We start from the raw sequence: 23,119 nt of genomic DNA, 5'->3' as shown, positions 1-23,119 counted from the left end.
AGCGCCTAATCCCATGCAGCAATCCACGAATCATAATCTCCCTCCAGCCATTCGGGACGCGATTGATACGAGACATCGACCTTGAGCTCAACGTAGCCGCCCTCGGCGGTACCACCCATAGCCTGCGCAAACGCACCGATCACAGGCAACGGCTTGACCTCGCCGGAAACGGACACGGACGAGACGCCACCCGCACCGGCCCGGCCAAGCTCGATATCCCACGACAACGGCCCGCCGGCATGAAAGATCGAAACGTTGGGCACTGCGGCAAGTCGGCGGCGGGTGAACTCCTTAAGATCGTCGTCCTCCGCCGTCGTCGTGGTCATGAGCCGCGCGGTCTCGGCGGCGGCAGACTCCATGACCGCGCGCGTATAGAGCAGGCACACCGGTTGCAGCGCGAGAAGGATGAGTGCCAGAAACGTCGGCAGCAAAAAAGCGGCCTCGACCGTAGACTGCGCCCGGTCCTCGCGCGCGATATCAATACAGCGCGATGTCCTCAGCACCCGCAGCGGCGTCGATAACCGACGTCGAGGCAACGCCATGGGATGCCGCCCGCTCAACCAGCGCCGCCAAGCGCCCATCGGTGCCAGCACGCCAAAGTCCCGCAATCGCCAGCACGATCGATAACAGCGCCACCGTGACGATGGCGTATTCCACAGTCGCTTGGGCAACCTCCTCACGCAGAACGCCATGCATTTCACGACCCCTCCTTTGAGCTTATTGTTTGCGGGACCAGGCGCACGGCGCGCAGACGACACGAAGCATCGCCAGTATCCGCAGCAACCGTCACCATATCGACCCAGCCGCGTCCGTCACGCACGATGGCGCCCCACACGTTTCCCTTGATGTCGAGATAGCCGCTCAGAGCAAGTTGCGCCGTGGGTACCTCGCGATAGGAACGCAGCATATCCGCCGCCGCTTCGGTCATCGGTCGGTCCTCGGACCATGCAAGCCGGACCACAATCGCGTTGCCCCCAGGCGAATCCGTCGCAGTGCCAGACCGCTTGTCGAGCGTCCGCAGAAAGGTTTGCGCCGTGACAGCGACATCCGAATCGTCCGCATCTCGCATCTCATCTTTTTGAGACGCCACCGCCGAATCTGAGCCCAAATCGGAGGCGGTCCCAGGACGCTGCTGCCGCGCGGCGTTAAGCCCCCAAAGCACCGCCGCTATCGCCACGGTCAGGCAAGCAAACACCAGCAGCACCCCGACGGGGCGCTCGCCCTCTACAGGCTGTTGATGCCCTCGCTGATAGCGTTCCATAGATCTTGGACCTTGCCCTTAAATGCGACGATGGCGATAATCGCGATCACCACGAGCACGCCGACCAAGATGGCATACTCGGTGGTACCCTGCGCACTCTCCTCCTGCAATAGTTCCTTGGCGCGCTGACGAACATGTGCCGCCCGGCAAAACGCCCAGCCCTGCACCTTGCCAGCAGTGTCAGTCATCGTGTTCATGTATTCCTCCCTACATCATCCCGCCTGCTCCCAGCAGCGGGCCCAATATGGACAGAAGCAACGCCGGCAAGATGAGCGTGCCGGTGGGAATCAGCAGCTTGACGGGCGCACGCTCGATCTCGCGCTCGACCGCGGCGCGATGAGCCGCACGGATCTCGCGACTTTGAGCGGCCAGCGTCTCGGCAAGTGGGGCACCCAGGGCGAGCGCCTGCCCCACCGTGATGGCAAAGGTCTCGAGCGCTCGCACGTCCAGGTCGCGCGCGGCGGCCAACAACTCGTCCTCACGCGTGCCCACGCCCACCTGCCACGCCATGCAGGCGCGCTCAAGGCGAAGAGCCAGCACTGACCGGCGGTTGGCGCAGAAAATCTCAAGCGCCGCATCAAACGAAAGACCGGCCGAAAGACCCAAGCGCACAACATCGATCATCTCGGAAACTTCGCCGAGCGACACTCGCGCCGGGCCGCCCGCTCCAACCGCGCCCTTCACTCGCGCGGTCAGAGCATCGACCACCGAGCGACCCGCGGCAGCGACCAGCACCGCCTCGCGCTTGCAGGCCCCTGCGATCTTGCGTGCATCCGCCCGATCCAAACCCGTCGCGACAAATACACTCAGGGCGCACAGGCAAGCCGCAACTGCAACCGGGGCGCTCATAGCTCCACCCGCATAATGCGCCGGATAACCACCAGGGCAACGGCGTTGAGGGCAAGACCCAGCACCACAGCGCCCGCGCCGGCGGGCGTCGCAAGACCGCGACGAAAATCTGCCGAAAGCAGCGCCAACACCGCGCACATGCCCGCCGGCATCGCCGCGACCATATGCGCAGACATGCGGGCCTGCGACGTCTTAACATCCAGGCGGCGCTTGAGCTCAATGCGCTCCCCCACCATGCTCGACGCCTCGGACAGTAAGTCGGCAAGCGGAGCGCCGGTGCGCTGAGACACCTTAAGCGCCAAGGTCACAAGCGAAAGACCGGGGGCGTCGATACGTACGAGCAAGTCATCGAGCGCGTCGGTCGCCGAGATGCCGCAATCGATCGCCGCCGCCACCCGCAAAAACTCGGTATGCACTGGCTCTTGCGCATGAGCGCCCACAAAGCGCATGCCCTGGGCCAGCGAATGTCCCGAGGCAAGCGACATGGAAAGTGCGGTAAACGCCTCGGGCATTGCCTCTTCTGCATCGTGTTGCTCGCGCCGGCTCTCAAAGCCATCCCAAGCGGCACCAACGGCAAACGGAGCAACAAGTCCCGTGGCAAATCCGAGGGGCGATAACGACACCATCGTTAGTAAAACGCAGCAGACACCGCTCGATAGCAGCAGAAACGCCAAACGTCCCGAAGCATCTTCGATCACGAGGCCAAGGCGATGCGCCGGAGCCAGCGATGCCCACGAACGGGCGATCTTTTTCAGCAGATCGTTTTCCACCAGCTCACGCGGCAGCTTCTCTGCCACCGTCTCGAGCGCCTGACGTGCCAGCTCCGCCGGCGGTACCTGCGGCACACGAGGTTCCACTCCGCACGCCGTCGCGACAGAAAGCCCTGCCAAGCCCCCTACGACGAGGGGCACAGTGATCTCCATTCGTCCACCTCCTCTTGTGTGAGCGTCCCCGACCGCAGGCCTTCTGCGATAAACGGCGGCTCGCGGTCAAGCGTCCAGGTGCGCTCGGCGGCATCGAACGTCACATAGCGCTCGAGCTCTACGCCACCCGATGCGGCGCGTCGCACCCCCGAATACGAGGAGACGAAACGCCTGCCATCGGCGTGGCGCTCGGACATCACGATGCCGTCGAGCGCCATGGCAATCTGCTCCTCGATGAGCTCGCTCGGCAGATCGATGCCATAACGTGCAAGCAACGTCAGACGCACCACGGTCTCCTGTTCTGAACCCGCATGAAGTGTGGTGAGCGACCCGTCGTGGCCCGTGTTCATGGCCTGCAACATGTCGCAGCACTCGGCACCGCGCACCTCGCCCACCACGATGCGGTCGGGGCGCATGCGTAGGGCATTAGTTACCAGGTCGCGGATCGTCACCGCGCCCTCGCCCTCAATTGAAGCCTCGCGCGCCTCTAAGCGCACCACGTGCGGATGATGCGCAAACTTGAGCTCGGCAGAGTCCTCGATCGTCACGATGCGCTCGCCGGTGGAAATCTCACATGACAACGCGTTGAGCAGGGTGGTCTTACCAGATCCCGTGCCTCCCGCAACCGCCAGGTCCTGTCGCAGCGACACCGCACACGACAGCAGCTGCGCATACCAAAGCGGCAGCGATCCCAACCCCACGAGCTCGTCCAGCGAGCAGATACGGTCCGAGAACTTTCGGATGGTGAGAATCGGTCCGTCAATCGCCACAGGCGGAATCACCGCGTTGACGCGATAACCCGTTTTGAGGCGGGCGTTGACGATGGGGCTGCGCTCGTCGATACGGCGGCCAAGTGGCGAGATAATGCGGTCGATAAGCACACGGATCTGCTCATCATCCTCAAACGCATGCTCGATGGGGTACAAGACGCCGCCGCGTTCAAAGAAAGCCGAGCGGCAGCCGTTGATCATGATCTCGGTAACGGTGTCGTCCTCGATGAGCGGCTGCAACGGCCCCAAGCCCACCACGTCATCCAAGATCTCGTCGATGATGGTCTCGCGCTCGGGCGTCGCGAGATCGGTCGACTCCTCAACATTGAGCGCCGCCTCCACCGCAGGACGCAATTCCGAGCGGGCAAGTGCCGGGTCGATATAGGCGCTGATACGCGCCACTTCGTCGTAACCCATGCGGTCCATCACGGCGCGCTTGGTGCGTCGTTTCACCGCGCGGCGACGCCCCGCATCTACAGGCGCTGCCGCCGCTGCAGCGCCGGCAGCCTTAATCCTCGTTTGCAGGCTCATCGCTGATGACCCTCGCGCGACCAGGGAAGGCGGATACGCGGGCGTTCGGTACGCGTTGCACGGTCGGCGACCATATCGCTCCAAGGGCCGACGGCGCACCCCAGTTCCACGAGCATCTCGCGCGTGGCCTCGCGCATGCTAGTCGCAAAAGCGCTGGTCTGCCCCACCGCCTCGTCAGCGCGCCCAAACGCCATGAGCGCGGCGAGATCCTGCCCGCCATCGGCGATACGAATCTTGGAGCTCAACGCACAGGCAATCTCAAAGCGCATGGCGACGTCCTCGTCTGCCCCGCGCGCACCGAACCGGTTGAACACGGCGCTCATGCGCGTGCGCGGCACACCTACTCGACTTGCCAGTTCGATGACGCGCGACGCCGATGTCGCGGACGACACCGCCGCATCGCCAACGACCAGGCAACGGTCGCTCGCCGCCACCGCAGCCGCCACGGCGTCGCCCCAAAAGACCGAGGTATCGATAAAGACCACGTCGGATTCGCGACGCAGAACATCAAGCAGTAGCTCCACCGGACGCGCCATGAGCTCGGCTTGCTCGGGCGCCGCGACGGGACCCCAGAGCGTAACGCCCGGCGCCACGCGCATCGATGTGGCTACGATATCCGGCTCGGTGAGCGTGCCCGCCGCCGACGGCTCGATAAGTGCCGCCATATCGCGCGGAGCATCGACGCCTAACAAGTCGTAAAGGTTTCCAAACATCAGGTCCAGGTCGAGCACGGCGGCACGCAAGCCCAACAGCGACGATGTGTGTGCCATGGTGGCAACGATCGTCGACTTGCCGCAACCGCCCGAACCCGAAATAGCGCAGATGACTGGAGCTCGATGCGGCGGAGCGGTAGCGTCTGCCGGCGGCATCGGAGGCGGCGGGGCGGGCGTCGGTGGCAGCGCCCCCGTCCCCCCCGCCGCAACCACACGCTGCATCCAAGCCGGCATGGCAGCTTGTTCGGTCTGCGAGGCAGGCTCGTTCTGTACAATCTGCTCATGCTGCATCAGCGACAACTCGCCGCACCCGGCAAAGCCCTCAACTTCGTCGAGTTCATCCGCCAGATTCACGCCGTGCACGTATCCCATATCTACAGCCGGGGAGTCGCCAGCATGCTGCGCCGGCCCTCCAGCGTCATCGTATACAAGGGGGTTCCGGGGGCGCCGACCATGCTCGGCTTCCGCTTTTCCATAATCATCAACACGCGGGCCTCTTGTAGCGCGAGGCGCCCCGGGTTCCCTATCAACAAAAGCATCGGGCTCAATCGTCATGCGCCGATCGGAATCAACCGCTCCCTCGCCCGCGCGCCTGTTGCCGCATATACTGTGCGCAGCGATGACCTCGGTCGCCCCCGCGCGAAACAGCCCCTCGATATCCGACGGATCGAGCGCTTCTATCAACACGACCACGCGACTCACGCGGCCTTCGGCCGTCAGGCGCGCAACAGTCCTGCGCACATCTTCGGTATCAAACAGAGACGCCGCGATGATGGCAGCCCCGCGGCGCGACGGAAACGCCCGCGCCATGGAAACCAGCCCGTCCAGGTCACCCACGCGAAGCACCTGTGCACCCGCGTCACGGCCCTCGACTTCCCGCTGCAACAGCCCGTAATCGCCGCACGCGCAGCACGCAAGCCAGATCGCCTTCATCACTCGTCGCCTCCGCTCTTTTTGCCGCGCGCCGTGGCGGGAATCGTCAAGCTGACCGTTCCCTTGCCCGAGGCGCCCAGCAGTTCCTTGACGTCTTCGGGGTCAGCCGCCAGCGTCACCCATTCGATCTTGCCCTCGCGCGTGGCACCGGAATCCTCACTGGTATCGATCACGTACGCGCCGCACAGCCGATCGGTTACGCCGTCTTTTTGCACATACACATCCACGTAGCTGCCCACGCCCGTGGCGCCGCCGACCGAGTGCTCGGCATCGACCGCCACCGAAACGGCGACCTTGCCTTTAGGCACCTCGAGCTTGTGGCTCTCGGCCTTGGTGTAGACATTGCAGATCACGGCGTTTTTGGGAATACGCGAAGTCGTCACGTCGCCGCGCACCTGGCGCAGCTCGGTCGCCGCGTCACGCGGCAGCAGGCTCGTCAGCCATTCCTGGGTTATGACATTGGTCTCATCGAGGGTCTCGCCCACATCGATATCGCGCGCCGCGACGCATACCTCGACGCGATCGCCACCGTACTTGGCCAAGGTCTCAGCCTGGACCTGTTCGGCTTGCGAGCGGATCGACGAGCCGTAAACCATGCAGAGCAGAGCAGCGAGCACGCCCGCGACCAGACTGATGGCGATGCGCTTGCTCTTGTTCACAGCCGCTCCTCTCATGGCAGTGCCGGGCGAATGCCCGTACCACCATTGTCTGAGCGGTCAGAGTGCAAAGCGGCGCAATCGCGATCTTGGTTTTCGATGTCAAACCAATCGCTGACCAAAAGCTGACCAGCCCGTCAAGCTCGTGGCAAGGTTTTGGTCAGCACGTCAGCAAACTGCATGTTTCGAGGCTTTTCCGCAGCAAAAAAGCCGTCTCCCGAACAGTTGGGAGACGGCTGTCATAGATAAATTCAATTACAGATGGACATCGGGATCGAGCATTTGAGCGCTCACGCGCATGGATGACGCCAGATTTTGGAACGTTTCCAGACGCAGGCCGTCGATCTGCCCGGCGTCCTCGGCCTCGCGAACGGCGCAACCCGGTTCGTGGGTATGCGTGCAGTCGCCAAACCGGCACGCACGCGATGCCTCGACAATCTCGGGGAAGGCGCGTGCCAGACCCCGCTCGTGACCCACGAGCGGCAAACTGCGCAGACCCGGGGCATCGGCGATCACGCCGGCGTCGCCCGGCAGCGCCACCATCACGCGCGCGACGGTAGTGTGACGGCCCTGGTCGTCGCGTTCGCGCACACCGCCGGTCGCCAACGTATCGTGGCCCAGCAGTGCATTGAGCAGCGTCGACTTGCCGGCACCCGACTCGCCCAGAATCATGGCGCAGCTCCCGGCAGGCACGCAGGCACGGACCTCATCCAGACCGCGGCCCTCGGCAGAAGACGTCACGATCACGCGCACGTCCGGACCCACCAGACGACGCACGCGGTCCAGATCGCGCTCGAGCTCATCGGCCTCGCAGCGGTCGGCCTTGGTGAGCACCACCACCGGCTCGGCATCGCAATCGAGCGCCAACACCAGTGAGCGCGCCACGCGATCGAGCAGCACCTCGCCGGCGCCGAGCGCCTGCACGATCAGCACGCTGTCAACGTTGGAGCAGAGCACCTGGCGCTCACCGCGGGCACGGCCGCGCCAACGCTCAAAGCTCGTACGGCGCGGCAGTACGCATTCAATCACGCCCATATCGTGCCCGGGAGCGCGGCGCACCGCCACACGATCGCCCACGGCAGGCAGCAGGACCTCGTCCCCACCGCGCGACTTGGCAAATCCCACGGCATGCTCGGCGCGGAAGGTATCGTCGGCAGTCGCCACCAGCGGAAACCCACGATCCAAGCGCACCACGGCGCCAAGCTGCATCTGCTCGGGCTCCTCGGCATGCGCGCAGAAATCATCAAAGGCAGCCTGCTGGGCTTCATCGACCGGCAGGTCATCAAACGCCGGAACGTCCCGCAGCGCGTCAAGCCCCGGTACACTCGCCAGCAACTCCTCAGCAGATGCGGGAGCCTCGGTCGCGAGCTTCCGACGACGATCGCGCTTAGCCCGCGCCCCCGTCGTCTTTTTCTTCGCTTTAGCCTTAGCCTTGCCCACAAGCGCCTCCCAGCACCACAAATCACAACTGAGCAGGTATTTTCCCACAAAAAAGAGTCGGTCGAGCAAATGCTCGACCGACTCACACACTTTCCCTCAGCCTTTATCATCCACACGGGAGAAAAGTCAGCAACGTCACCGCAGGGCCCGCCCGCCGAGAGGGGTTTCCAAAGGGCACATCCTTTATTCAAAACGAGCGGCCGAGCAATTGCTCGGCCGCTCACCTTCTTTCCCTCAGCCCTTTTTCATCCGCGCGGGAGAAAAGCCAGTAAGGATACCGTAGGGCCCACCCCGGGAGTGTTTTCTTCTGAGCGATCCCGCAGCGCGAAGCGCGAGGACCAGCGAAGAAGAAAACACGCAGGGGCGGGCCCGGACAGGTTAACTTACTCCTTCTCGACCGCGCGCATGATCGCCTTGTAGATCTCCATCAGCGGGATGATCAGGAAGGCCAGGCCCAGCGCGGCAAGAACACCCTTGAGCTCAAGCGTCACGGGGCCAAAGAACATCTCGGCAAGCGTCGGCTGCACGGTTACGATCACCGTCAGCACCAGCGCCAGCGCGGCGGAAGCCCACAGCCACTTGTTCTGCTTCTTCATGGTGAACAGCGACGCACGACGGCTGCGCATATTGAAGCAGTGGAAAATCTCGACCATGTTGAGCGTGATGAACGCCATCATCACGCCTTCCTCGTCGGCATTGCCGGCGATCATATCGGCGATGTGGATGTAGCCCATGTCAAAGTACACGCCCACAAAGAAGCTCGCCAGCACCAGCACGGTGATGATTAGGCCCTGGACCACGCAGTCCAGACCCATATGTCCGGCAAAGACGCCGTCCTTGGCGTTGCGCGGCTTGCGCTTCATGATGTCGCCCTCGGCATCCTCCATGCCAAGCGCGAGCGCGGGGAAGCAGTCGGTGACCAGGTTCACCCACAGCAGCTGCACCGGCTGGAAGATGGTAAAGCCGATGAGCGTGGCGATAAACACCGAGAACACCTCGGCAAGGTTGGCCGAAAGCAGGAACTGGATGACCTTGCGGATGTTGTCATAGATGCGACGACCCTCTTCGCAGGCACCGATGATGGTGGCGAAGTTGTCGTCGGCAAGCACCATGTCGGCAACGTTCTTGGTGACGTCGGTACCGGTGATGCCCATGCCCACGCCGATGTCGGCGCGCTTGATGGACGGGGCGTCGTTGACGCCGTCGCCCGTCATGGCCACGATCTGATCGCGCGACTTCCAGGCCTCGACGATGCGGGTCTTGTGCTCGGGCTGGACGCGGGCGTACACGCCGTAGTCCTCGATGTGCGCGTCGAGCTCCTCGTCGCTCATGCGATCGAGGTCGGCACCGGTGATGGCATGGCTGCGATCGGTGACGATTCCCAGCTGCTTGGCAATGGCCACGGCGGTGTCGATATGGTCACCCGTGATCATGACGGTGCGGATACCGGCGTCGTGGGCCTCGCGGATGGCGTCGGCGACCTCGGGGCGGACAGGGTCAATCATGCCGGACAGGCCGCAGAAGACCAGGTCGTGCTCGAGCGCAGCGGGGCTGCAGTCGCTCGGGACCTCGGTGTAAGTGCGGCTTGCCAGCGCCAGCACGCGCAGAGCCTCGTCGGCCATGGCCTTATTGGCGGCCACGAGCTCGGCGCGGCGCTCCTCGGTCAGGGGGACGACCTTATCGCCCTCGTAGATGTGGGTGCACAGGCCGATCACCACGTCAGGCGCGCCCTTGGTGTACTGCTCGTACTCGCCGTCCAGGGTCTCGACGACCACGGACATCATCTTGCGCCCCGAGTCAAACGGGGCCTCGCCCACGCGCGGATGCTCGGCAGTCAGGCCGGTGAGGCCTGCCTTGCCGGCGTCGTTGACAAGCGCACACTCAGTCGGCTCGCCCACGGCCTCGCCCAGCTCCTCGTCCCACTGGGCATCGGAGCACAGGGCCATACCGGCCAGGAACTTCTCCTTGGGCGCGGCGAGCTCGTGCTTGACGACGGTCATCTTATTCTGGGTAAGGGTGCCGGTCTTGTCGGAGCAGATAGTCTGCGTGCAGCCGAGGGTCTCGACGGCAGAGAGCTTGCGGATAATCGCCTGGCGCTTGGCCATCTTGGTCACGCCGAGCGAAAGCACGATGGTCACGACGGCGACCAGGCCCTCGGGAATGGCGGCGACGGCGAGCGAGACCGCGACCATAAAGGTGTCGAGCAAGGCGGTCGGATCGGTAAGGACGTTGCCCACGCCGTGGCGGAGGATGTCAACGCCAAAGATCACGACGCAGATGACGATCACCATAATGGTGAGGATGCGGCTGAGCTCGGCGAGCTTCACCTGCAGCGGCGTGAGCTCTTCCTTGGCCTCGGCCAGGGCGCCGGCGATCTTGCCCATCTCGGTATCCATGCCGGTGCCGACCACGACGGCGCGACCACGGCCGTACACGACGGTGGAGCCCATGTAGCACATGTTCTTGCGGTCGCCGAGCGGCACGTCATCGGTGCCCGCAGCAAGCTCGATCACGTTGGCGTGCTTCTCTACGGGCACAGACTCGCCGGTGAGTGCGGCCTCTTCGATCTTCATCGTGGCGCTCTCGAGCACGCGGCAGTCAGCCGGGACGGAGTCGCCCGCCTCGAGCATGATCACGTCGCCGGGCACGAGCTCGGCGCTCGGCAGGTGCACGAGCTTGCCGTCGCGCAGCACCTTGGACTGCGCCGCGCTCATCTCCTGCAGGGCCTCGAGGGCCTCCTCGCTCTTGGCTTCCTGGACCACGCCCAGCACCGAGTTGACGATAACGACGAACATGATGATGGCGACATCGGCAAAGTCGGGCTCGCCCTTGACCATGCCCGTGAGGGCGCTGATGACGGCGGCAACGATCAGCATGATGACCATGGGGTCGGCCATCTGCTCAAAGAAACGCTTCCACAGCGGCGTCTTCTCGGCTTCCTCGAGCTTGTTAGGGCCTGTCTTGGCGAGGCGCGACGACGCCTCGTCGTTGCTCAGGCCGAGGTTCTCATCGACGCCTTGGTCGCTGAGCACCTCCGCCGCGGCGGACAGGTATTCCTTTTGCATATAGAGTCCCCTCCTGGGATTCGGGCCACTCAGCAGATTGATGCCCGATCATAATTCCCAGGAGAAGGGCAAGGGCTCATCAAGGCTGCCGTGCTGAGCGGCAGTTGATAGTGGAGCTATGGTACCCCAAAGCGACGCGTCTAGCCAAAACAATCGGTTTGGAAATATGGTCCGCACGCAACGGTGCAGACCGTGTGATGCTCAACATTGGTAAAACGTTTTTTCTTCGGCACATCGCCAAACTGACATATCGCCCAGATAGCAGCGCTTGGAGTGGTTGGTAAAGATTTTTCATATACCGTTTTTCCCGCAAAAAATGAACTTCCATTTCGGCATACGGTCGATTTTTTGGGGTATTCGGTCGGCATTTCGTTATAATCATCTCGGTTTTATTTCTTATGGTTTATCTATCAGCGCAAGACGATGTCAGATGGAGGTCTGAATGTACAAGCGCACTAAGATTGTATGCACCATGGGTCCCGCCTGCGATAGCGACGAGACCATCCGCGAGATGATCAAGGCGGGCATGAACGTCGCCCGTTTTAACTTCTCGCACGGCTCCTACGACGAGCACCACGGTCGCATCGAGCGCGTCCGCCGTATTTCCAAGGAGCTCGGTCTGCCTGTCGGCATCCTGCTCGACACCAAGGGCCCCGAGGTCCGCACCGGCCTTCTGGTCGACGGCAAGAAGGTTGCCGTCAAGACCGGCGATAAGATCGTCGTCACCGCTCAGCCCACGTCCGAGGATTTCCACGGCACCGCTGAGCACATCTCCCTCGACTACCTGGCTCTGCCTTCCGAGGTCGAGAAGGGCTCCCTCATCCTGATCGATGACGGCCTGGTTGCCCTCGAGGTCGAGTCCGTCAGTGGCCAGGACATGACCTGCGTCGTTAAGAACGACGGCCTGATCGGCGAGCGCAAGGGCGTCAACATGCCCAACGTCAACATCTCGCTGCCCGCCATCACCGAGCGCGATCGTCAGGACATCCTCTTTGGCCTGACCGAGAACATCGACTACATCGCCGCTTCCTTCATCCGTGACGGCGAGTCCGTCCGCGGCATCCGCGAGCTTTGCCGCGAGAACGGCGGCGAGCACGTGACGATCTTCCCGAAGATCGAGTGCGCCTTGGGCGTCGAGAACTTCGACGAGATTCTCGAGGCTTCCGACGGCATCATGGTCGCCCGTGGCGACCTGGGCATCGAGATCAAGCCCGAGCTCGTTCCGCACATCCAGAAGGAGATCATCGCCAAGTGCAACGCGGCCTACAAGCCCGTTATCACCGCTACGCAGATGCTCGACTCCATGCAGCAGAACCCGCGCCCGACGCGCGCCGAGGTTGCCGACGTTGCTAACGCCATTTATGACGGCACCGACGCCGTCATGCTGTCCGGCGAGTCCGCTGCCGGTAAGTACCCGGTCGAGGCCGTCAAGATGCAGGCCAGCATTGCTCTCGAGACCGAGAAGTACCTCCCGGCCCACGCTCCGCTCGAGGTTCCGGCCGATGCTCACGGCACCCGCGTCGTCAACAACGTTGTGGGTATGTCCGCTGTGAACATGGCCACCACCGTTGGCGCCAAGTGCATCACCGTGCCGACGACCACCGGTCGTACCGCTCGCCTGATCTCGCACTTCCGTCCCAACATGCCGATCTGCGCGTTCTCCCGCCACGAGTGGGCCGTCCAGCAGATGATCATGTACTGGGGCGTTATCCCGCACCAAGCCGAGATTACCCAGGGTACCGTCAACGGCACGATCGTCAAGGCGATTGAGACCGCTAAGGAGCTCGGCTACGTCGAGGCCGGCGACCTGACCGTCGCCACCGCCGGCGATCCCCGCATGAGCGTCCAGCTCGAGGACAAGGTCTCCTCGACCAACGTCGCTTACGTCGCTCAGGTGCGCTAAATCGCACTTGCAAGCAGATTTGCATTGCAAAGGGCCCGGAAGGCATTGCCTTCCGGGCCCTTTTTTAGACCTTCTTCGTATGCCGCATCATCGATTTGTGTTCAGTCGCGAACCTTTCCGATGTCGAGCGTACCACCGAATATGCCCTGCGACGGGAGCTGTTGGTCAATTGGGATGAACTGTTCACCGTTAAGCCGGCCGGCTAGCAGCTAGCGATCAGGGGGACTGCGGGAACGTCAGAAGCAGCAACGCGAACCGCAAATCCCGCCTCGGTTAGCTCGATGACCTCGGTAAACGTTGCATCGAAAAACTCCTCGGTTAGCAGGCGATACGGCGGATGATCGGGCTCGCCGGGGTTTTCGCGTACAATCTCGTGCATGACGCCGATAGTCTTGAGCACATATTCTTTATGGATGGGATACTGCCCAAAACGCGTCGCAGCGGTATAGAGGCGATCGGTCGCACGCGGAATGGAAACGATGCCCAGCGTCTTGCCAAACCAGTCAAAGTCGCCTTGCTTTTTAATGCGGAATTCCTCGCACGGCTTGCCGCCGTGCGCCTCCAGGTACTGATTCACGCGCGTATTCCATACGGTATCCGCCACCAGATGCGACCAGACGCCCAGCGTCAAATCGAGCAGCGACTGCGCCACGTCACCGGGCGCGAGCGAAAGCTCGCTAGCACCGGGACCAGCAACCGGCTCGGCGTCCTTGTAGCGTTGGGGATAATGCACCCGATTGAGTCGCTCGCGCTCCTCGGCGATCGAGGTCGCGGCAGCCGGCGTACCAACAGACGCCCCTTTGAGCAGCGGCGCCACATAGGTATCCCAGAACTCGTGCTCGCGCGGCTTAGGGATAGGCTCGGGGTTTGCAAAGTGCGTAATGCGATACGGAATGGGATCAGCGATACCAGGGACCATATAGCCCACGAAGATATCCGGAACCACGCAGCCAAACAAAAAGGCATTGCGGTCGCGCACGCTATTGGCAAGCGCGCCGGTGCACTCCAGCAAACGCTCCGTCTGAGCGATATGAATGTTCCAGCTTGGCATAGCCACCCCCATAAAAACCTGGATAACTATACCATCACGGCAAAGCCGCGCGGGCCGCTACGCACGCTCTACGCAGCAACTATTCCGCAGCGCCGCTCTCGGTTCCATACGAAGACACCGGCGCCTCGACCACATGGTGATATCGATCGATATAGATGGCGCGGGCACCCAGGCGTCGTACCAAATCCTGATGGTGCGTGCTCATCAAGACCGTCTTACCGGCAGCAACATAGGCCAGTAGAAAGTTGACCACGATGTCGCACGAGTCCTCGTCAAGTCCGTTGGTAGGCTCGTCGAGCACCAGGATATCGGGGTTCATCGACACGACGGCAGCCAGCGCCACGCGCTTCTTTTGCCCGCCCGAAAGCTGATAGGGCGAGGCATCGACCAGATCGGCAACCTGGAACAGCTCCATGGCATCGCGCACGCGGCGCTCGAGCTCGTCTGCCGGCAGCCCCATCTGCGCGGGACCAAAAGCAACTTCCTCGCCCACCGTAGCGCAGAACAGCTGGGCGTCGGCATTTTGAAACACAAAACCTACGCGCTGATGAAAACGCTGAGCGGCCGCGGAATCCTTTAGAAACGCCGCGTCGATCGCGTGCCCGTCAAACAGGTATGCCCCTGCGTCCGCGAGTTCAAGGCCGTTAATAAGGCGCATAATCGTCGTCTTACCGCAGCCGTTGGGACCGAGCAGGGCAACGAGTTCACCACGATCGACCTGCAGCGACACACCATCGACAACCGTATGGCCCGCATAGGAGAACACCACGTCGCGCAGCTCGATGAGCGGCGTGGCCTCGGCGCCGCCCGCACCGTTCGTGCCCGCCGCACTATTCATATCGATCGTCAAAACGTCGCCCTTCCCTAGTTGCATCCCCAGCCGGAACCAGCAGCGCCTACAGCACCGCGCACAACACGGCGAGCAGAACCACGCCGGCCGCATAGACCGCATCGCGCCAGCCAAACCCGGCGCGTGCAGGCGCCGGATACACGCCGGCAAAGCCGCGGCAAAGCATAGCCTCGTCCATCGCGCGGCTGCACTCCATCGCCTTGATAAACGTCATGCCCATGATACCCGCCAGCGAGTCGGTGCGCGAAAAACCCGCAGGCGCGGAACCGACGCTGCGCAGCATGACCGATTCGCACAGATCGTGCGCCGTGCGTCCCAGCACCTCGATATGCTTGAGCGCCATATCGATAGTAAAGATGACCTCGTCGGGCAGGTGCAGCATCTTAAGCGCCGCCGACATGCGGCTCCAGGTGAGCGTCCACGAAACACCCAGCACCAGCGACACGTTAATGAACGTCTTGAGTGCAATCTTGAGCATGGCGCCCGTGGCAGAAGCACCCAGCAGCAGGGCAGGCAGCGCCAGAACCACGGCAAACCCCGCGGCAGCCAACGCCGGCACAAAGGTAGCGCGCAGCCCGCGTACGGGGCGCACCGCGACCAGCACCAACGCGATCGCCGCCATCAACATCAGGTACAGCGGGCTTTGCGTCAGACACACGCACAGAACGCAGACGAACATCCCCACCAGGCGCACCGGAGCCGAAACGCAAGAAAGGGCGCGGTCGACCATCGACCCGCCCTCGTTCGCGCCTCCACCCAGGCGAACCCGCTCAAGCAGGCTCGCCAGGTGCAGGACATTCTTTTGCATCACACGATGCCGAGCCCCCACGGGCTCATATCGCTCCTCGGCCGCAAGCCAACTAGGCAGCTCGGCTATTGCCATGAGCACCGCTTTCCTTGACCGTCAGCGAGACCAGGCGGAATGTGATGGTGAGCACCGCCACGCCAATCACGCCCGAAAGAATATACATCGCAGCCTGGCCGGCAAAGCCAAGGCCCTGCTCCTCGGAATAGGCCTGCAGATAATCGCCCGTGGGCAGGGCGTCGGCAAAGGTCGGGGTGTCGAGGCCGACCGAAGCCTGCAGGCTGTCGTCGCCAGCCTCCTGAACGGCGGTCGCGGCGCCCTCGGCGTCCCACTCACCCCAGGCGTCACCGGTGGCGAGCAAGCCGAGCGGCGTAGCCACGACAAGCACGGCGACCAGAATGAGCGTGGGAATCAGGGAAGTCTTCTTGGCGGTACCATCGGCGGCAAGCTGGCCATCGGCGGCTTCGGGGCCGACGATAATGCTCGGCGCCGTCTTCTTAATGAAGCCGTAGATGGCGGCCGTCGCCACGCCCTCGATCACGCCGGCAACCAGCATATGCGGGATCAACATGGCCGGAATAGCCACGGACAGCGGGAAGGGGCAGTACAGAGGGGCGCCCGAAGCGTTGGTGAAGAGCATCGGCTGAATACCAAACTCGATTGCCGCGCACAGGGCCGCCAGGCACAGGCCGACCCAACCGCTCACGATGGCAGAAACCGAGGTGCCCCAGCTCTTGTCGTGCAGACGGCTGTTGAGCGCACGGAACACGATAGCAGCGACAAACGGCAGCACAAAGGCCATGTTAAAGCAGTTGGCGCCAAACGACAGAACGCCGCCGTCGCCAAACAGCAGCGCCTGCAGCGCCAGAGCGACCGAGACAGCGATAGCCGCGGCCTCGGGGCCCAGCAGCAGCGCGATGAGTGCGCCGCCGACGGCGTGACCAGTGGTACCGCCGGGCAGCGGAACGTTGAACATCATGAGCAAGAAGGAGAATGCGGCGCAGATGCCCAGGAACGCCATATGCTCGCGATCGAGCGTGGCGCGCACCTTTTTGATGCAGTGAACCCATACGGGCACCATCGCCACCGCCATAACGGCATCGGTCTGCGGGGACAGATAATTATCGGGAATATGCATGAGCCCTCTCAATCAGAACGTTGTGTGTTACGTTTCCAACAATCCGTAACACCGACTCTGCATACTAACAAAAAGGCGCACCGCCCACAACGCAGCACGCCCTTGCAATACGTACGTTATTAGCCCAGGTCCACGCACCGCCCAATAAAGGGCCCATGCACTCCCAACTTTCCGGTCACCCGGAAGAAGGTGCGATCCGCTCGCAACAAGGTTAACGCAGGAACCCGCCCCCGAGAGGGGTTTTCTAAGGCAACATCCCGCAGCCGCGAAGTGGCGAGGACGTTGCCGTGAAAACCCCGCAGGGGGCGGGTTCCGAACAGCAAAGATTACGAGCGGACTTCGCCGTTTACGCCCTTGCACACCTTGGTGACGATCTTCTGGTGCGCCTTCTCGACCTCTTCGCTAGTAAGCGTGTGGTCGTCCGAGCGATACGTGAGCGCAAAGGCCATGGACTTCTTGCCCTTGCCGATACGAACCGGATCGCGGTAGACATCGAACAGGCGCACGCCCTCGAGCAGCTTGCCGCCGGCGCTGGTAATACGGCGCTCAAGATCCTCGCAGGTCACGGCATTGTCGACCACAATGGCAAGGTCGTGCTCAACGGCCGGGTACTGCGAGAACTCGCGGTAGTTCTCCTGGTTGCGGGCGCCCTTGATCAGCTTGTCCAGGTCAAGCTCAAAGGCAACGACAACCTCGTCGATGCCGCAGGCCTCGCGCGCCTCGGGGTGGATCTCGCCGACCCAACCCAGCACGGTGCCGCCGGACAGAACCTCGGCCGCACGACCCGGCTGCAAAAAGGCATAGCCCTCGCCCTCGACGGGACGGAAGCGAACCTTCTCGATGCGCAGCTGGGCGAGCAGCTCCTCGACGATACCCTTGCCAAAGAAGAAACGCAGTTTACGGTACTTCATGTTCCAAGACTGCTCGCTCCACTGGCCCGAGAGCACACCCGCGACGGACTTGGTCTCCTTGGGCAGGCTGGCGTTCTCGCGACCGTGGAACAGGCTGCCGACCTCGTACAGGTGCACGTTGGGCGTACCGTGCGCCTCGTTGTAGGCCACGGACTGCAGCAGGCCCGGCAGCAGCGAACGACGCATCTCGGTCTGCTCGGCCACCAGCGGGTTCATGAGCACCACGGGGCAGCCGCGACCCTCGGTGGGCATGCCGATCTTCTCCAGGTCGCCCGGGGCGGCAAAGCCAAAGGTCGTGGTCTCGTTGAGGCCGCAGGCGCGCAGGATCTCGCCGACCTTGCGGGTGAGCTTCTGCTCGCGGGTCAGGCCGCCGATGTGGTTCTTGGCAGCCGGGATGGTCGCCGTCACACGGCCCATGCCCCATAGGCGCAGGACCTCCTCGATCAGGTCAATCTCGCGCGGCAGGTCGGGACGGAAGCTCGGCGGGGTAACCATAAAGTCCTCGCCGTCGCGCTCGACGGTGCAGCCCAGACGGGTAAGCGAACGCTCGATAAAATCGGGCTCGATGTCGGCACCGCAGATGGCATGCACGCGGGCCAGGCGCAGCTTGATGCTGTCGATGGTCTTGGGCGCGGGGAAAACATCGACATAGCCGGGAGCAACCTCGCCGCCGGCGATCTCCTCGATGAGCGCGCAGGTAACGTTGGCGACATCCACGCAGCCAGTCTCGTCAACCTGGCGCTCAAAGCGAATGGAGGCGTCGGAGATCAGCGACAGGTCACGGCTGGTGTGCGAGGTGCGGCCGGCGTTAAAGCAGGCGCTCTCGACCATCACGTCGACGGTGTCGTCCTCGATCTCGGAATCCATGCCGCCCATAACGCCGGCCAGCGCCACGGGGCGCTCGCCGTCGGTGATGAGGCCCATGCCGGCGTCGAGCACGCGCTCCTCGCCATCGAGCGTCGTAAACTTCTCGTCCTGCTGGGCGGCGCGAACCACCACGCGACGGTGGCCATCGCGCTCGGCAAAGGTGTCCAGATCAAAGGCGTGCAGCGGCTGACCGGTGAGCATCATCACATAGTTGGTGATGTCGACGATGTTGTTGTGCGGGCGCACGCCCAGGGCGTTAAGGCGCTTGACCATCCAGTCGGGCGAGGGGCCGACCTTCACGTTACGTACGATGCGGGCGACGTAGCGGTCGCACAGGCCCTCGTCGGCAATCTCGACGGAAAGCTCGTCGTCGGTCGCGCGGCCGGTCTCGGCCTTGATGGCGGGCAGCTCAACGTGGAAATCGCGGTCGAAGATGGCGCCGGTCTCGCGGGCCATGCCGATCATGGACAGGCAGTCGGGGCGGTTGGGCGTGATCTCGCAGTCGAGCACAGTGTCGCTCGAACCCACGTACTCGGCAAACGGCATGCCGCAGGGCGTATCCTCGGGCAGGATCATAATGCCGGAGTGGTCGCCGCCCAGGCCGAGCTCGCGTGCGGAGCAGTTCATGCCCATGGACACGACGCCGCGGAGCTTGCTCTTCTTGATTTTGACGTCGCCGGGAAGCACGGCGCCGATCATGGCCGTGACGATGTGGTCGCCGGCCTCGAAGTTCTGCGCGCCACAGACGATCAGCAGCGGAGCGGGGTTGCCGTCGGCGTCGAGATTCTTGTCACCCACGTCGACCGAGCACACATACATATGGTCGCTATCGGGGTGCGGGGTCTTGGTGAGCACCTTGGCAGTCACCACGTGGTCGAAGGACTCGCCCACGGTGTCGATCGCCTCGACCTCGGTGCCGGTACGGATATATTCGTCCGAAAGGGTCTTGGGATCCTCCGGAATATCGATCATGGTCTTGAGCCAGTCGTAAGAAACGCGCATGTAGCTCTCCTAGTTCTTAATCTCCGCATAGGGAGGAAATATCAAATGAAGACGTTCGCCTTAGGGTTGTCCAGGTGCCCCAGGTTGGCGTGAAAGAGGAGCGACGCGTACTAAAGGTACGCGAGCGACGGTTTGAACGCCAAGATGGGGTGCCTGGGCAAGCCTAAAATTGGTTCAGGAAGCGCATATCGCCCGTCATGAGCGTTCTGAGGTCCGGCAGGTCGTAGCGCAGGGCCGCGACGCGCTCGGCGCCAATACCAAAGGCGAAGCCGGTGTACTTCTCGGGGTCGATGCCGCAGTTGATCAGGACGTTGGGGTCGACCATGCCGCAGCCCAAGATCTCGATCCAGCCGCTGTGCTTGCAGAAGTTGCAGCCCTTGCCGCCGCACACGTGGCAGCTCACGTCCACCTCGCAGCTGGGCTCGGTGAAGGGGAAGAAGTGCGGGCGGTAACGCGTCTTGCGATCCTCGCCAAACATGCACTTAACAAAGTAGTCGAGCGTGCCCTTAAGGTCGCCAAAGGTAATGCCCTCGTCGACGACCAGACCCTCGATCTGGTTGAACTGCGGAAGGTGGCAGGCATCGGCCGTGTCGGGACGGTAGACGGTGCCCGGGCAAATCATGTAGATGGGCGGCTTTTGCGACTCCATGGTGTGGATCTGCACGCCCGAAGTCTGGGTGCGCAGCAGCACGTCGGACTCGCCGTGGGCGTGGGCCTCGGGGTGCGCGACGCTGCCGGGGTTATTGTCGACCACGTAGAAGGTATCGCGGGCCGAGCGGCTCGGGTGATCCATGGGGGCGTTGAGCGCGGTGAAGTTGTAGTAGGAGGTGTCGACCATGGGACCGGACTCGACGGTGTAGCCGATGCCGCAGAAGATGTCCTCGGCCTCCTCGATAATCTGCTTGATCAGGTGCTGGTGGCCGATCTGCGGACGGATGCCCGGCAGCGTGATGTCGACGGCGTCGTGCTCCAGTGCGCGCTTGAGGGCGGCGGCCTTCATCTCGGTGTTGCGCTCGTCGAGCATGCCCTCGATCAGCTGACGCATCTCGTTGGCGCGCTTGCCCATGACGGGGCGATCCTCGGGAGCGAGCTTGCCCATCATGCGCATCAGGCCGGTGATGCGGCCCTTGCGGCCGAGCAGCGCGACGCGCGCGGCCTCGAGCTTCTCGGCGTCGTCGGCGCCTGCGACGAGCTCCTTGGCCTCTTCCTCGAGTTTGACCAGATCATCAATCAGACTCATGTCTTCCCTTTCGTCTCTCGCGCTCCCCGCTTGCCGAGGCGACTACCGCCGCCTGACGTTGCGAAAACGCGGCCCGGTTCGGTAACAAAAAACCGCCCTCGGGCATGTGCATTGCCCAAGGACGGTTGAATTCCGCGGTACCACCTTGTTTGACGCGGCGGATGTCTGGCCCGCCGTGCCCACTCTGCGCCCCTTATCGCGAGGCTCACGGCTTCCCTACTGGGGCTTCGCCGCCGCTGGCCGCGTGCCCGTTGAGGTCGCTGCTCGGGAGTGAACGCTTGGCCCTTGTCACCGCAGGAAGGCTTGCAGCCCATGACCTTCCCTCTCTTGCCGGCGACGCGGCGGGCAAAACCCTCTCCGTCAACGCATTGGGCTACAGGATACCACATTGTGTGGGCGTATCGCCGCGTTCCGTTTTGTTCGTGCTGGGTACAAGGCAGGTAGCTGTGCAAACTGGCCGCGCGCCCACCCGAAGCGCCCGGCTCACGAGATCAAGGATATGGTATGGGAAAGAAACTCGATAAGAAGGCCGAGCCCGCAGCGGGCAAGACATCCAAAGGCATGAAGGTCGATAAGGCCGTCAAAAAATTCCGCAAGCTCGAGGGCAAACTGTGGACCCGCGAGTACCTGCTCAAGATTGCCGAGTTCGATGGCGCGACCATTGCCCCCGCCAACGGCGCCGCGGCCCGCGCCGATGCCATGGGCACCCTTGCCGGCGAGCATCACAAGCTGCTGACCAGCGAAAAGTCTGTCGAACTTGTGCGCTCGCTGGCACGCGAGACCGTCTCCGGAGGCAAGATCGACGACCCGCAGCTGCTCGACGAGATCCGTGTGCTCGGCCGCGACCAGCGCGAGGCAAGCGCCATTCCCACCGAGGAGGCCGAGGCCTGGACCAGGCTCACCTGCGAGGCCGACGCCGTGTGGCACAAGGCCAAGACGGCCAATGACTGGGCGAGCTTTGAGCCCTATGTGGATAGAATCGTCGGCCAGCTTAAGCATCAGGCCGAGCTCATGGACCCCAAGCGCGACCCATACGATGTTTGGCTCGACCAGTACGAGCGTGGCCTTTCCGCCAAGAGCTTCGACGCGTTTTGCGATGAGGTCAAGGCCACGGTCGTTCCGCTCGTGCACGCCATCGGCGAGCGCGGCCAGCAGCCAGCTGCCGACTTTTTGCACGCCCGCGTGCCCGAGGCTGCCCAGCGCGCCATGAGCTTCGACCTTATGAAGCTCGTCGGCCTGGACCTGAACGACACCACGCTTGCCTTTACTGAGCACCCGTTTAGCGAGGGCTTTGCCGTGGGTGATGCGCGCATCGCGACGCACATCTACGAAGACGACTGCATCTCCAACGTCTACAGCATCATCCACGAGGCGGGACATGCCATGTACGAGCTGGGCGTCAATCCGGCTTATGCGCGCACGTGCCTGGAGGGCGGCACTTCCATGGGCATCCACGAGAGCCAGAGCCGCTTCTTTGAGAACACCGTGGGCCGCAGCCGCGCCTTTATGGGACCGCTGCTGCAGGTACTGCGCCGTCACGCGCCCGAGGTCTACGGCGACGTGGACGAGGACACGCTCTACTGCGCCGTGAACATTGCGCAGCCGTCGCTGATCCGCACCGAAGCCGACGAGCTCACCTACCCGCTGCATATTATGGTGCGCTACCAGATTGAGCGCATGCTGTTTGCCGGCGAGGCCACGGCCAAGGACATCCCCGCGCTTTGGAACCGCTTTATGGACGAGTACCTGGGCCTTCCCGTTCCCGACGACACGCGCGGTTGTCTGCAGGACACGCACTGGAGCGGCGGCTCGTTTGGCTACTTCCCCACCTATGCGCTGGGCAGCGCCTACGACGCCATGTTTGTGCCGGCCATGTGCCGCGACGGCGTCGACCTTACCGGTGCCTGCGCGAGTGGCGATCTGTCACCCGTTCGCGCGTGGCTGGGCGAGCACATTTGGCAGTGGGGTCGCGCCAAAGACGCGCCGGAGCTCATCAAGGGCGCCTGCGGCATGGCCTTTGACGCCCGCTACTACTGCAGCTACCTGCAGGACAAGTTCACCACGCTGTACGAGTTGTAAGGATTGACCAGCACGCCATCGCCAACGCCAACCATGTTGACGCCAATGTCTTGGCAACGTCAGCGAAAACGACCCTAAGCGAGCAAGGCGACGTGAAATGAAAGGGCGCTGACCTTCTGGTCGCGCCCTTGA

General features: G+C 63.1%; 19 protein-coding genes. 2 read left to right on the top strand and 17 right to left on the bottom strand.

Annotated features, from left to right (window positions below):
- Positions 1 to 5: 5 nt before the first annotated feature.
- The 11 genes from DWW73_RS03945 to DWW73_RS03895 form a co-directional block, all read right to left on the bottom strand.
- Positions 6 to 503: a TadE/TadG family type IV pilus assembly protein gene (locus DWW73_RS03945; RefSeq protein WP_233509117.1), complete on the bottom strand. Its 498-nt coding sequence runs from the start codon at positions 501 to 503 to the stop codon at positions 6 to 8.
- On the bottom strand, positions 478 to 696 hold the full coding sequence (locus DWW73_RS03940; protein ID WP_117778812.1) for a hypothetical protein: 219 nt from the start codon (positions 694 to 696) through the stop codon (positions 478 to 480). The genes DWW73_RS03945 and DWW73_RS03940 overlap by 26 nt, the downstream gene beginning before the upstream one ends.
- A 1-nt stretch (position 697) precedes the next feature.
- A complete protein-coding gene (locus DWW73_RS10060; RefSeq protein WP_147326459.1) occupies positions 698 to 1,261 on the bottom strand; it encodes a hypothetical protein in 564 nt (187 codons plus the stop codon).
- A complete protein-coding gene (locus tag DWW73_RS03930) occupies positions 1,225 to 1,458 on the bottom strand; it encodes a hypothetical protein (protein ID WP_117628991.1) in 234 nt (77 codons plus the stop codon). Before DWW73_RS03930 ends, DWW73_RS10060 begins: the two co-directional genes overlap by 37 nt.
- Before the next feature lie 10 nt (positions 1,459 to 1,468).
- On the bottom strand, positions 1,469 to 2,110 hold the full coding sequence (locus tag DWW73_RS03925; RefSeq protein ID WP_055250542.1) for a type II secretion system F family protein: 642 nt from the start codon (positions 2,108 to 2,110) through the stop codon (positions 1,469 to 1,471).
- Positions 2,107 to 3,033, bottom strand: a complete 927-nt coding sequence (locus tag DWW73_RS03920) for a type II secretion system F family protein (RefSeq protein WP_117778811.1) — start codon at positions 3,031 to 3,033, stop codon at positions 2,107 to 2,109. The genes DWW73_RS03925 and DWW73_RS03920 overlap by 4 nt, the downstream gene beginning before the upstream one ends.
- The gene (locus tag DWW73_RS03915; RefSeq protein ID WP_117655487.1) at positions 3,006 to 4,334 is read right to left on the bottom strand and encodes a CpaF family protein; all 1,329 of its coding nucleotides are present in this window, start codon (positions 4,332 to 4,334) and stop codon (positions 3,006 to 3,008) included. Before DWW73_RS03915 ends, DWW73_RS03920 begins: the two co-directional genes overlap by 28 nt.
- A complete protein-coding gene (locus tag DWW73_RS03910) occupies positions 4,331 to 5,980 on the bottom strand; it encodes a P-loop NTPase (RefSeq protein ID WP_117778810.1) in 1,650 nt (549 codons plus the stop codon). The genes DWW73_RS03915 and DWW73_RS03910 overlap by 4 nt, the downstream gene beginning before the upstream one ends.
- Positions 5,980 to 6,639: a Flp pilus assembly protein CpaB gene (gene cpaB, locus DWW73_RS03905; protein WP_022094089.1), complete on the bottom strand. Its 660-nt coding sequence runs from the start codon at positions 6,637 to 6,639 to the stop codon at positions 5,980 to 5,982. The genes DWW73_RS03910 and cpaB overlap by 1 nt, the downstream gene beginning before the upstream one ends.
- A 252-nt stretch (positions 6,640 to 6,891) precedes the next feature.
- On the bottom strand, positions 6,892 to 7,845 hold the full coding sequence (gene rsgA, locus DWW73_RS03900) for a ribosome small subunit-dependent GTPase A (RefSeq protein ID WP_199413466.1): 954 nt from the start codon (positions 7,843 to 7,845) through the stop codon (positions 6,892 to 6,894).
- A 614-nt stretch (positions 7,846 to 8,459) separates the two neighbouring features.
- On the bottom strand, positions 8,460 to 11,141 hold the full coding sequence (locus tag DWW73_RS03895) for a cation-translocating P-type ATPase (RefSeq protein WP_117778809.1): 2,682 nt from the start codon (positions 11,139 to 11,141) through the stop codon (positions 8,460 to 8,462).
- 442 nt (positions 11,142 to 11,583) lie between these two features.
- On the opposite strand from DWW73_RS03895, the gene pyk reads away from it, so the two are divergent.
- Positions 11,584 to 13,044, top strand: a complete 1,461-nt coding sequence (gene pyk, locus DWW73_RS03890) for a pyruvate kinase (protein WP_117634311.1) — start codon at positions 11,584 to 11,586, stop codon at positions 13,042 to 13,044.
- A 202-nt stretch (positions 13,045 to 13,246) separates the two neighbouring features.
- Here the strand turns inward: pyk and DWW73_RS03885 are convergent, their stop codons facing one another.
- From DWW73_RS03885 to pheS, 6 genes are all read right to left on the bottom strand, one after another.
- The gene (locus tag DWW73_RS03885; protein WP_117778808.1) at positions 13,247 to 14,095 is read right to left on the bottom strand and encodes a hypothetical protein; all 849 of its coding nucleotides are present in this window, start codon (positions 14,093 to 14,095) and stop codon (positions 13,247 to 13,249) included.
- Positions 14,096 to 14,174: 79 nt separating this feature from the next.
- Positions 14,175 to 14,945, bottom strand: a complete 771-nt coding sequence (locus tag DWW73_RS03880) for an energy-coupling factor ABC transporter ATP-binding protein (RefSeq protein WP_233509116.1) — start codon at positions 14,943 to 14,945, stop codon at positions 14,175 to 14,177.
- Positions 14,946 to 14,991: 46 nt separating this feature from the next.
- Entirely contained in the window at positions 14,992 to 15,828 is an 837-nt protein-coding gene (locus tag DWW73_RS03875) for an energy-coupling factor transporter transmembrane protein EcfT (RefSeq protein ID WP_117778870.1), read from the bottom strand.
- The gene (cbiM, locus tag DWW73_RS03870) at positions 15,806 to 16,888 is read right to left on the bottom strand and encodes a cobalt transporter CbiM (RefSeq protein ID WP_117563716.1); all 1,083 of its coding nucleotides are present in this window, start codon (positions 16,886 to 16,888) and stop codon (positions 15,806 to 15,808) included. The genes DWW73_RS03875 and cbiM overlap by 23 nt, the downstream gene beginning before the upstream one ends.
- A 326-nt stretch (positions 16,889 to 17,214) precedes the next feature.
- Complete coding sequence (gene pheT / locus DWW73_RS03865; protein WP_117778807.1) at positions 17,215 to 19,668, bottom strand: phenylalanine--tRNA ligase subunit beta; 2,454 nt, start codon at positions 19,666 to 19,668, stop codon at positions 17,215 to 17,217.
- A 163-nt stretch (positions 19,669 to 19,831) separates the two neighbouring features.
- A complete protein-coding gene (gene pheS, locus DWW73_RS03860; RefSeq protein WP_117778806.1) occupies positions 19,832 to 20,908 on the bottom strand; it encodes a phenylalanine--tRNA ligase subunit alpha in 1,077 nt (358 codons plus the stop codon).
- Between the two features lie 504 nt (positions 20,909 to 21,412).
- Here pheS and DWW73_RS03855 point away from each other — a divergent pair.
- Positions 21,413 to 22,987 (top strand): carboxypeptidase M32, encoded by a 1,575-nt coding sequence (locus tag DWW73_RS03855; RefSeq protein ID WP_117736242.1) that lies wholly within the window; start codon positions 21,413 to 21,415, stop codon positions 22,985 to 22,987.
- Positions 22,988 to 23,119 lie beyond the last annotated feature (132 nt).

Source organism: Collinsella sp. AF16-8 (assembly GCF_003462695.1).
Classification (GTDB): Bacteria; Actinomycetota; Coriobacteriia; order Coriobacteriales; family Coriobacteriaceae; genus Collinsella.
This window is presented reverse-complemented; position numbering and strand designations above follow the sequence as displayed.

What these genes read in the sequence shown, in the direction of transcription:
- DWW73_RS03940 (WP_117778812.1), bottom strand. Translation starts at nt 696, where the DNA reads ATGCATGGCGTTCTGCGTGAGGAGGTTGCCCAAGCGACTGTGGAATAC.
- DWW73_RS10060 (WP_147326459.1), bottom strand. Translation starts at nt 1,261, where the DNA reads ATGGAACGCTATCAGCGAGGGCATCAACAGCCTGTAGAGGGCGAGCGC.
- DWW73_RS03930 (WP_117628991.1), bottom strand. Translation starts at nt 1,458, where the DNA reads ATGAACACGATGACTGACACTGCTGGCAAGGTGCAGGGCTGGGCGTTT.
- DWW73_RS03925 (WP_055250542.1), bottom strand. Translation starts at nt 2,110, where the DNA reads ATGAGCGCCCCGGTTGCAGTTGCGGCTTGCCTGTGCGCCCTGAGTGTA.
- DWW73_RS03920 (WP_117778811.1), bottom strand. Translation starts at nt 3,033, where the DNA reads ATGGAGATCACTGTGCCCCTCGTCGTAGGGGGCTTGGCAGGGCTTTCT.
- DWW73_RS03915 (WP_117655487.1), bottom strand. Translation starts at nt 4,334, where the DNA reads ATGAGCCTGCAAACGAGGATTAAGGCTGCCGGCGCTGCAGCGGCGGCA.
- DWW73_RS03910 (WP_117778810.1), bottom strand. Translation starts at nt 5,980, where the DNA reads ATGAAGGCGATCTGGCTTGCGTGCTGCGCGTGCGGCGATTACGGGCTG.
- rsgA (WP_199413466.1), bottom strand. Translation starts at nt 7,845, where the DNA reads ATGCAGCTTGGCGCCGTGGTGCGCTTGGATCGTGGGTTTCCGCTGGTG.
- DWW73_RS03895 (WP_117778809.1), bottom strand. Translation starts at nt 11,141, where the DNA reads ATGCAAAAGGAATACCTGTCCGCCGCGGCGGAGGTGCTCAGCGACCAA.
- pyk (WP_117634311.1), top strand. Translation starts at nt 11,584, where the DNA reads ATGTACAAGCGCACTAAGATTGTATGCACCATGGGTCCCGCCTGCGAT.
- DWW73_RS03885 (WP_117778808.1), bottom strand. Translation starts at nt 14,095, where the DNA reads ATGCCAAGCTGGAACATTCATATCGCTCAGACGGAGCGTTTGCTGGAG.
- DWW73_RS03875 (WP_117778870.1), bottom strand. Translation starts at nt 15,828, where the DNA reads ATGGCAATAGCCGAGCTGCCTAGTTGGCTTGCGGCCGAGGAGCGATAT.
- cbiM (WP_117563716.1), bottom strand. Translation starts at nt 16,888, where the DNA reads ATGCATATTCCCGATAATTATCTGTCCCCGCAGACCGATGCCGTTATG.
- pheT (WP_117778807.1), bottom strand. Translation starts at nt 19,668, where the DNA reads ATGCGCGTTTCTTACGACTGGCTCAAGACCATGATCGATATTCCGGAG.
- pheS (WP_117778806.1), bottom strand. Translation starts at nt 20,908, where the DNA reads ATGAGTCTGATTGATGATCTGGTCAAACTCGAGGAAGAGGCCAAGGAG.
- DWW73_RS03855 (WP_117736242.1), top strand. Translation starts at nt 21,413, where the DNA reads ATGGGAAAGAAACTCGATAAGAAGGCCGAGCCCGCAGCGGGCAAGACA.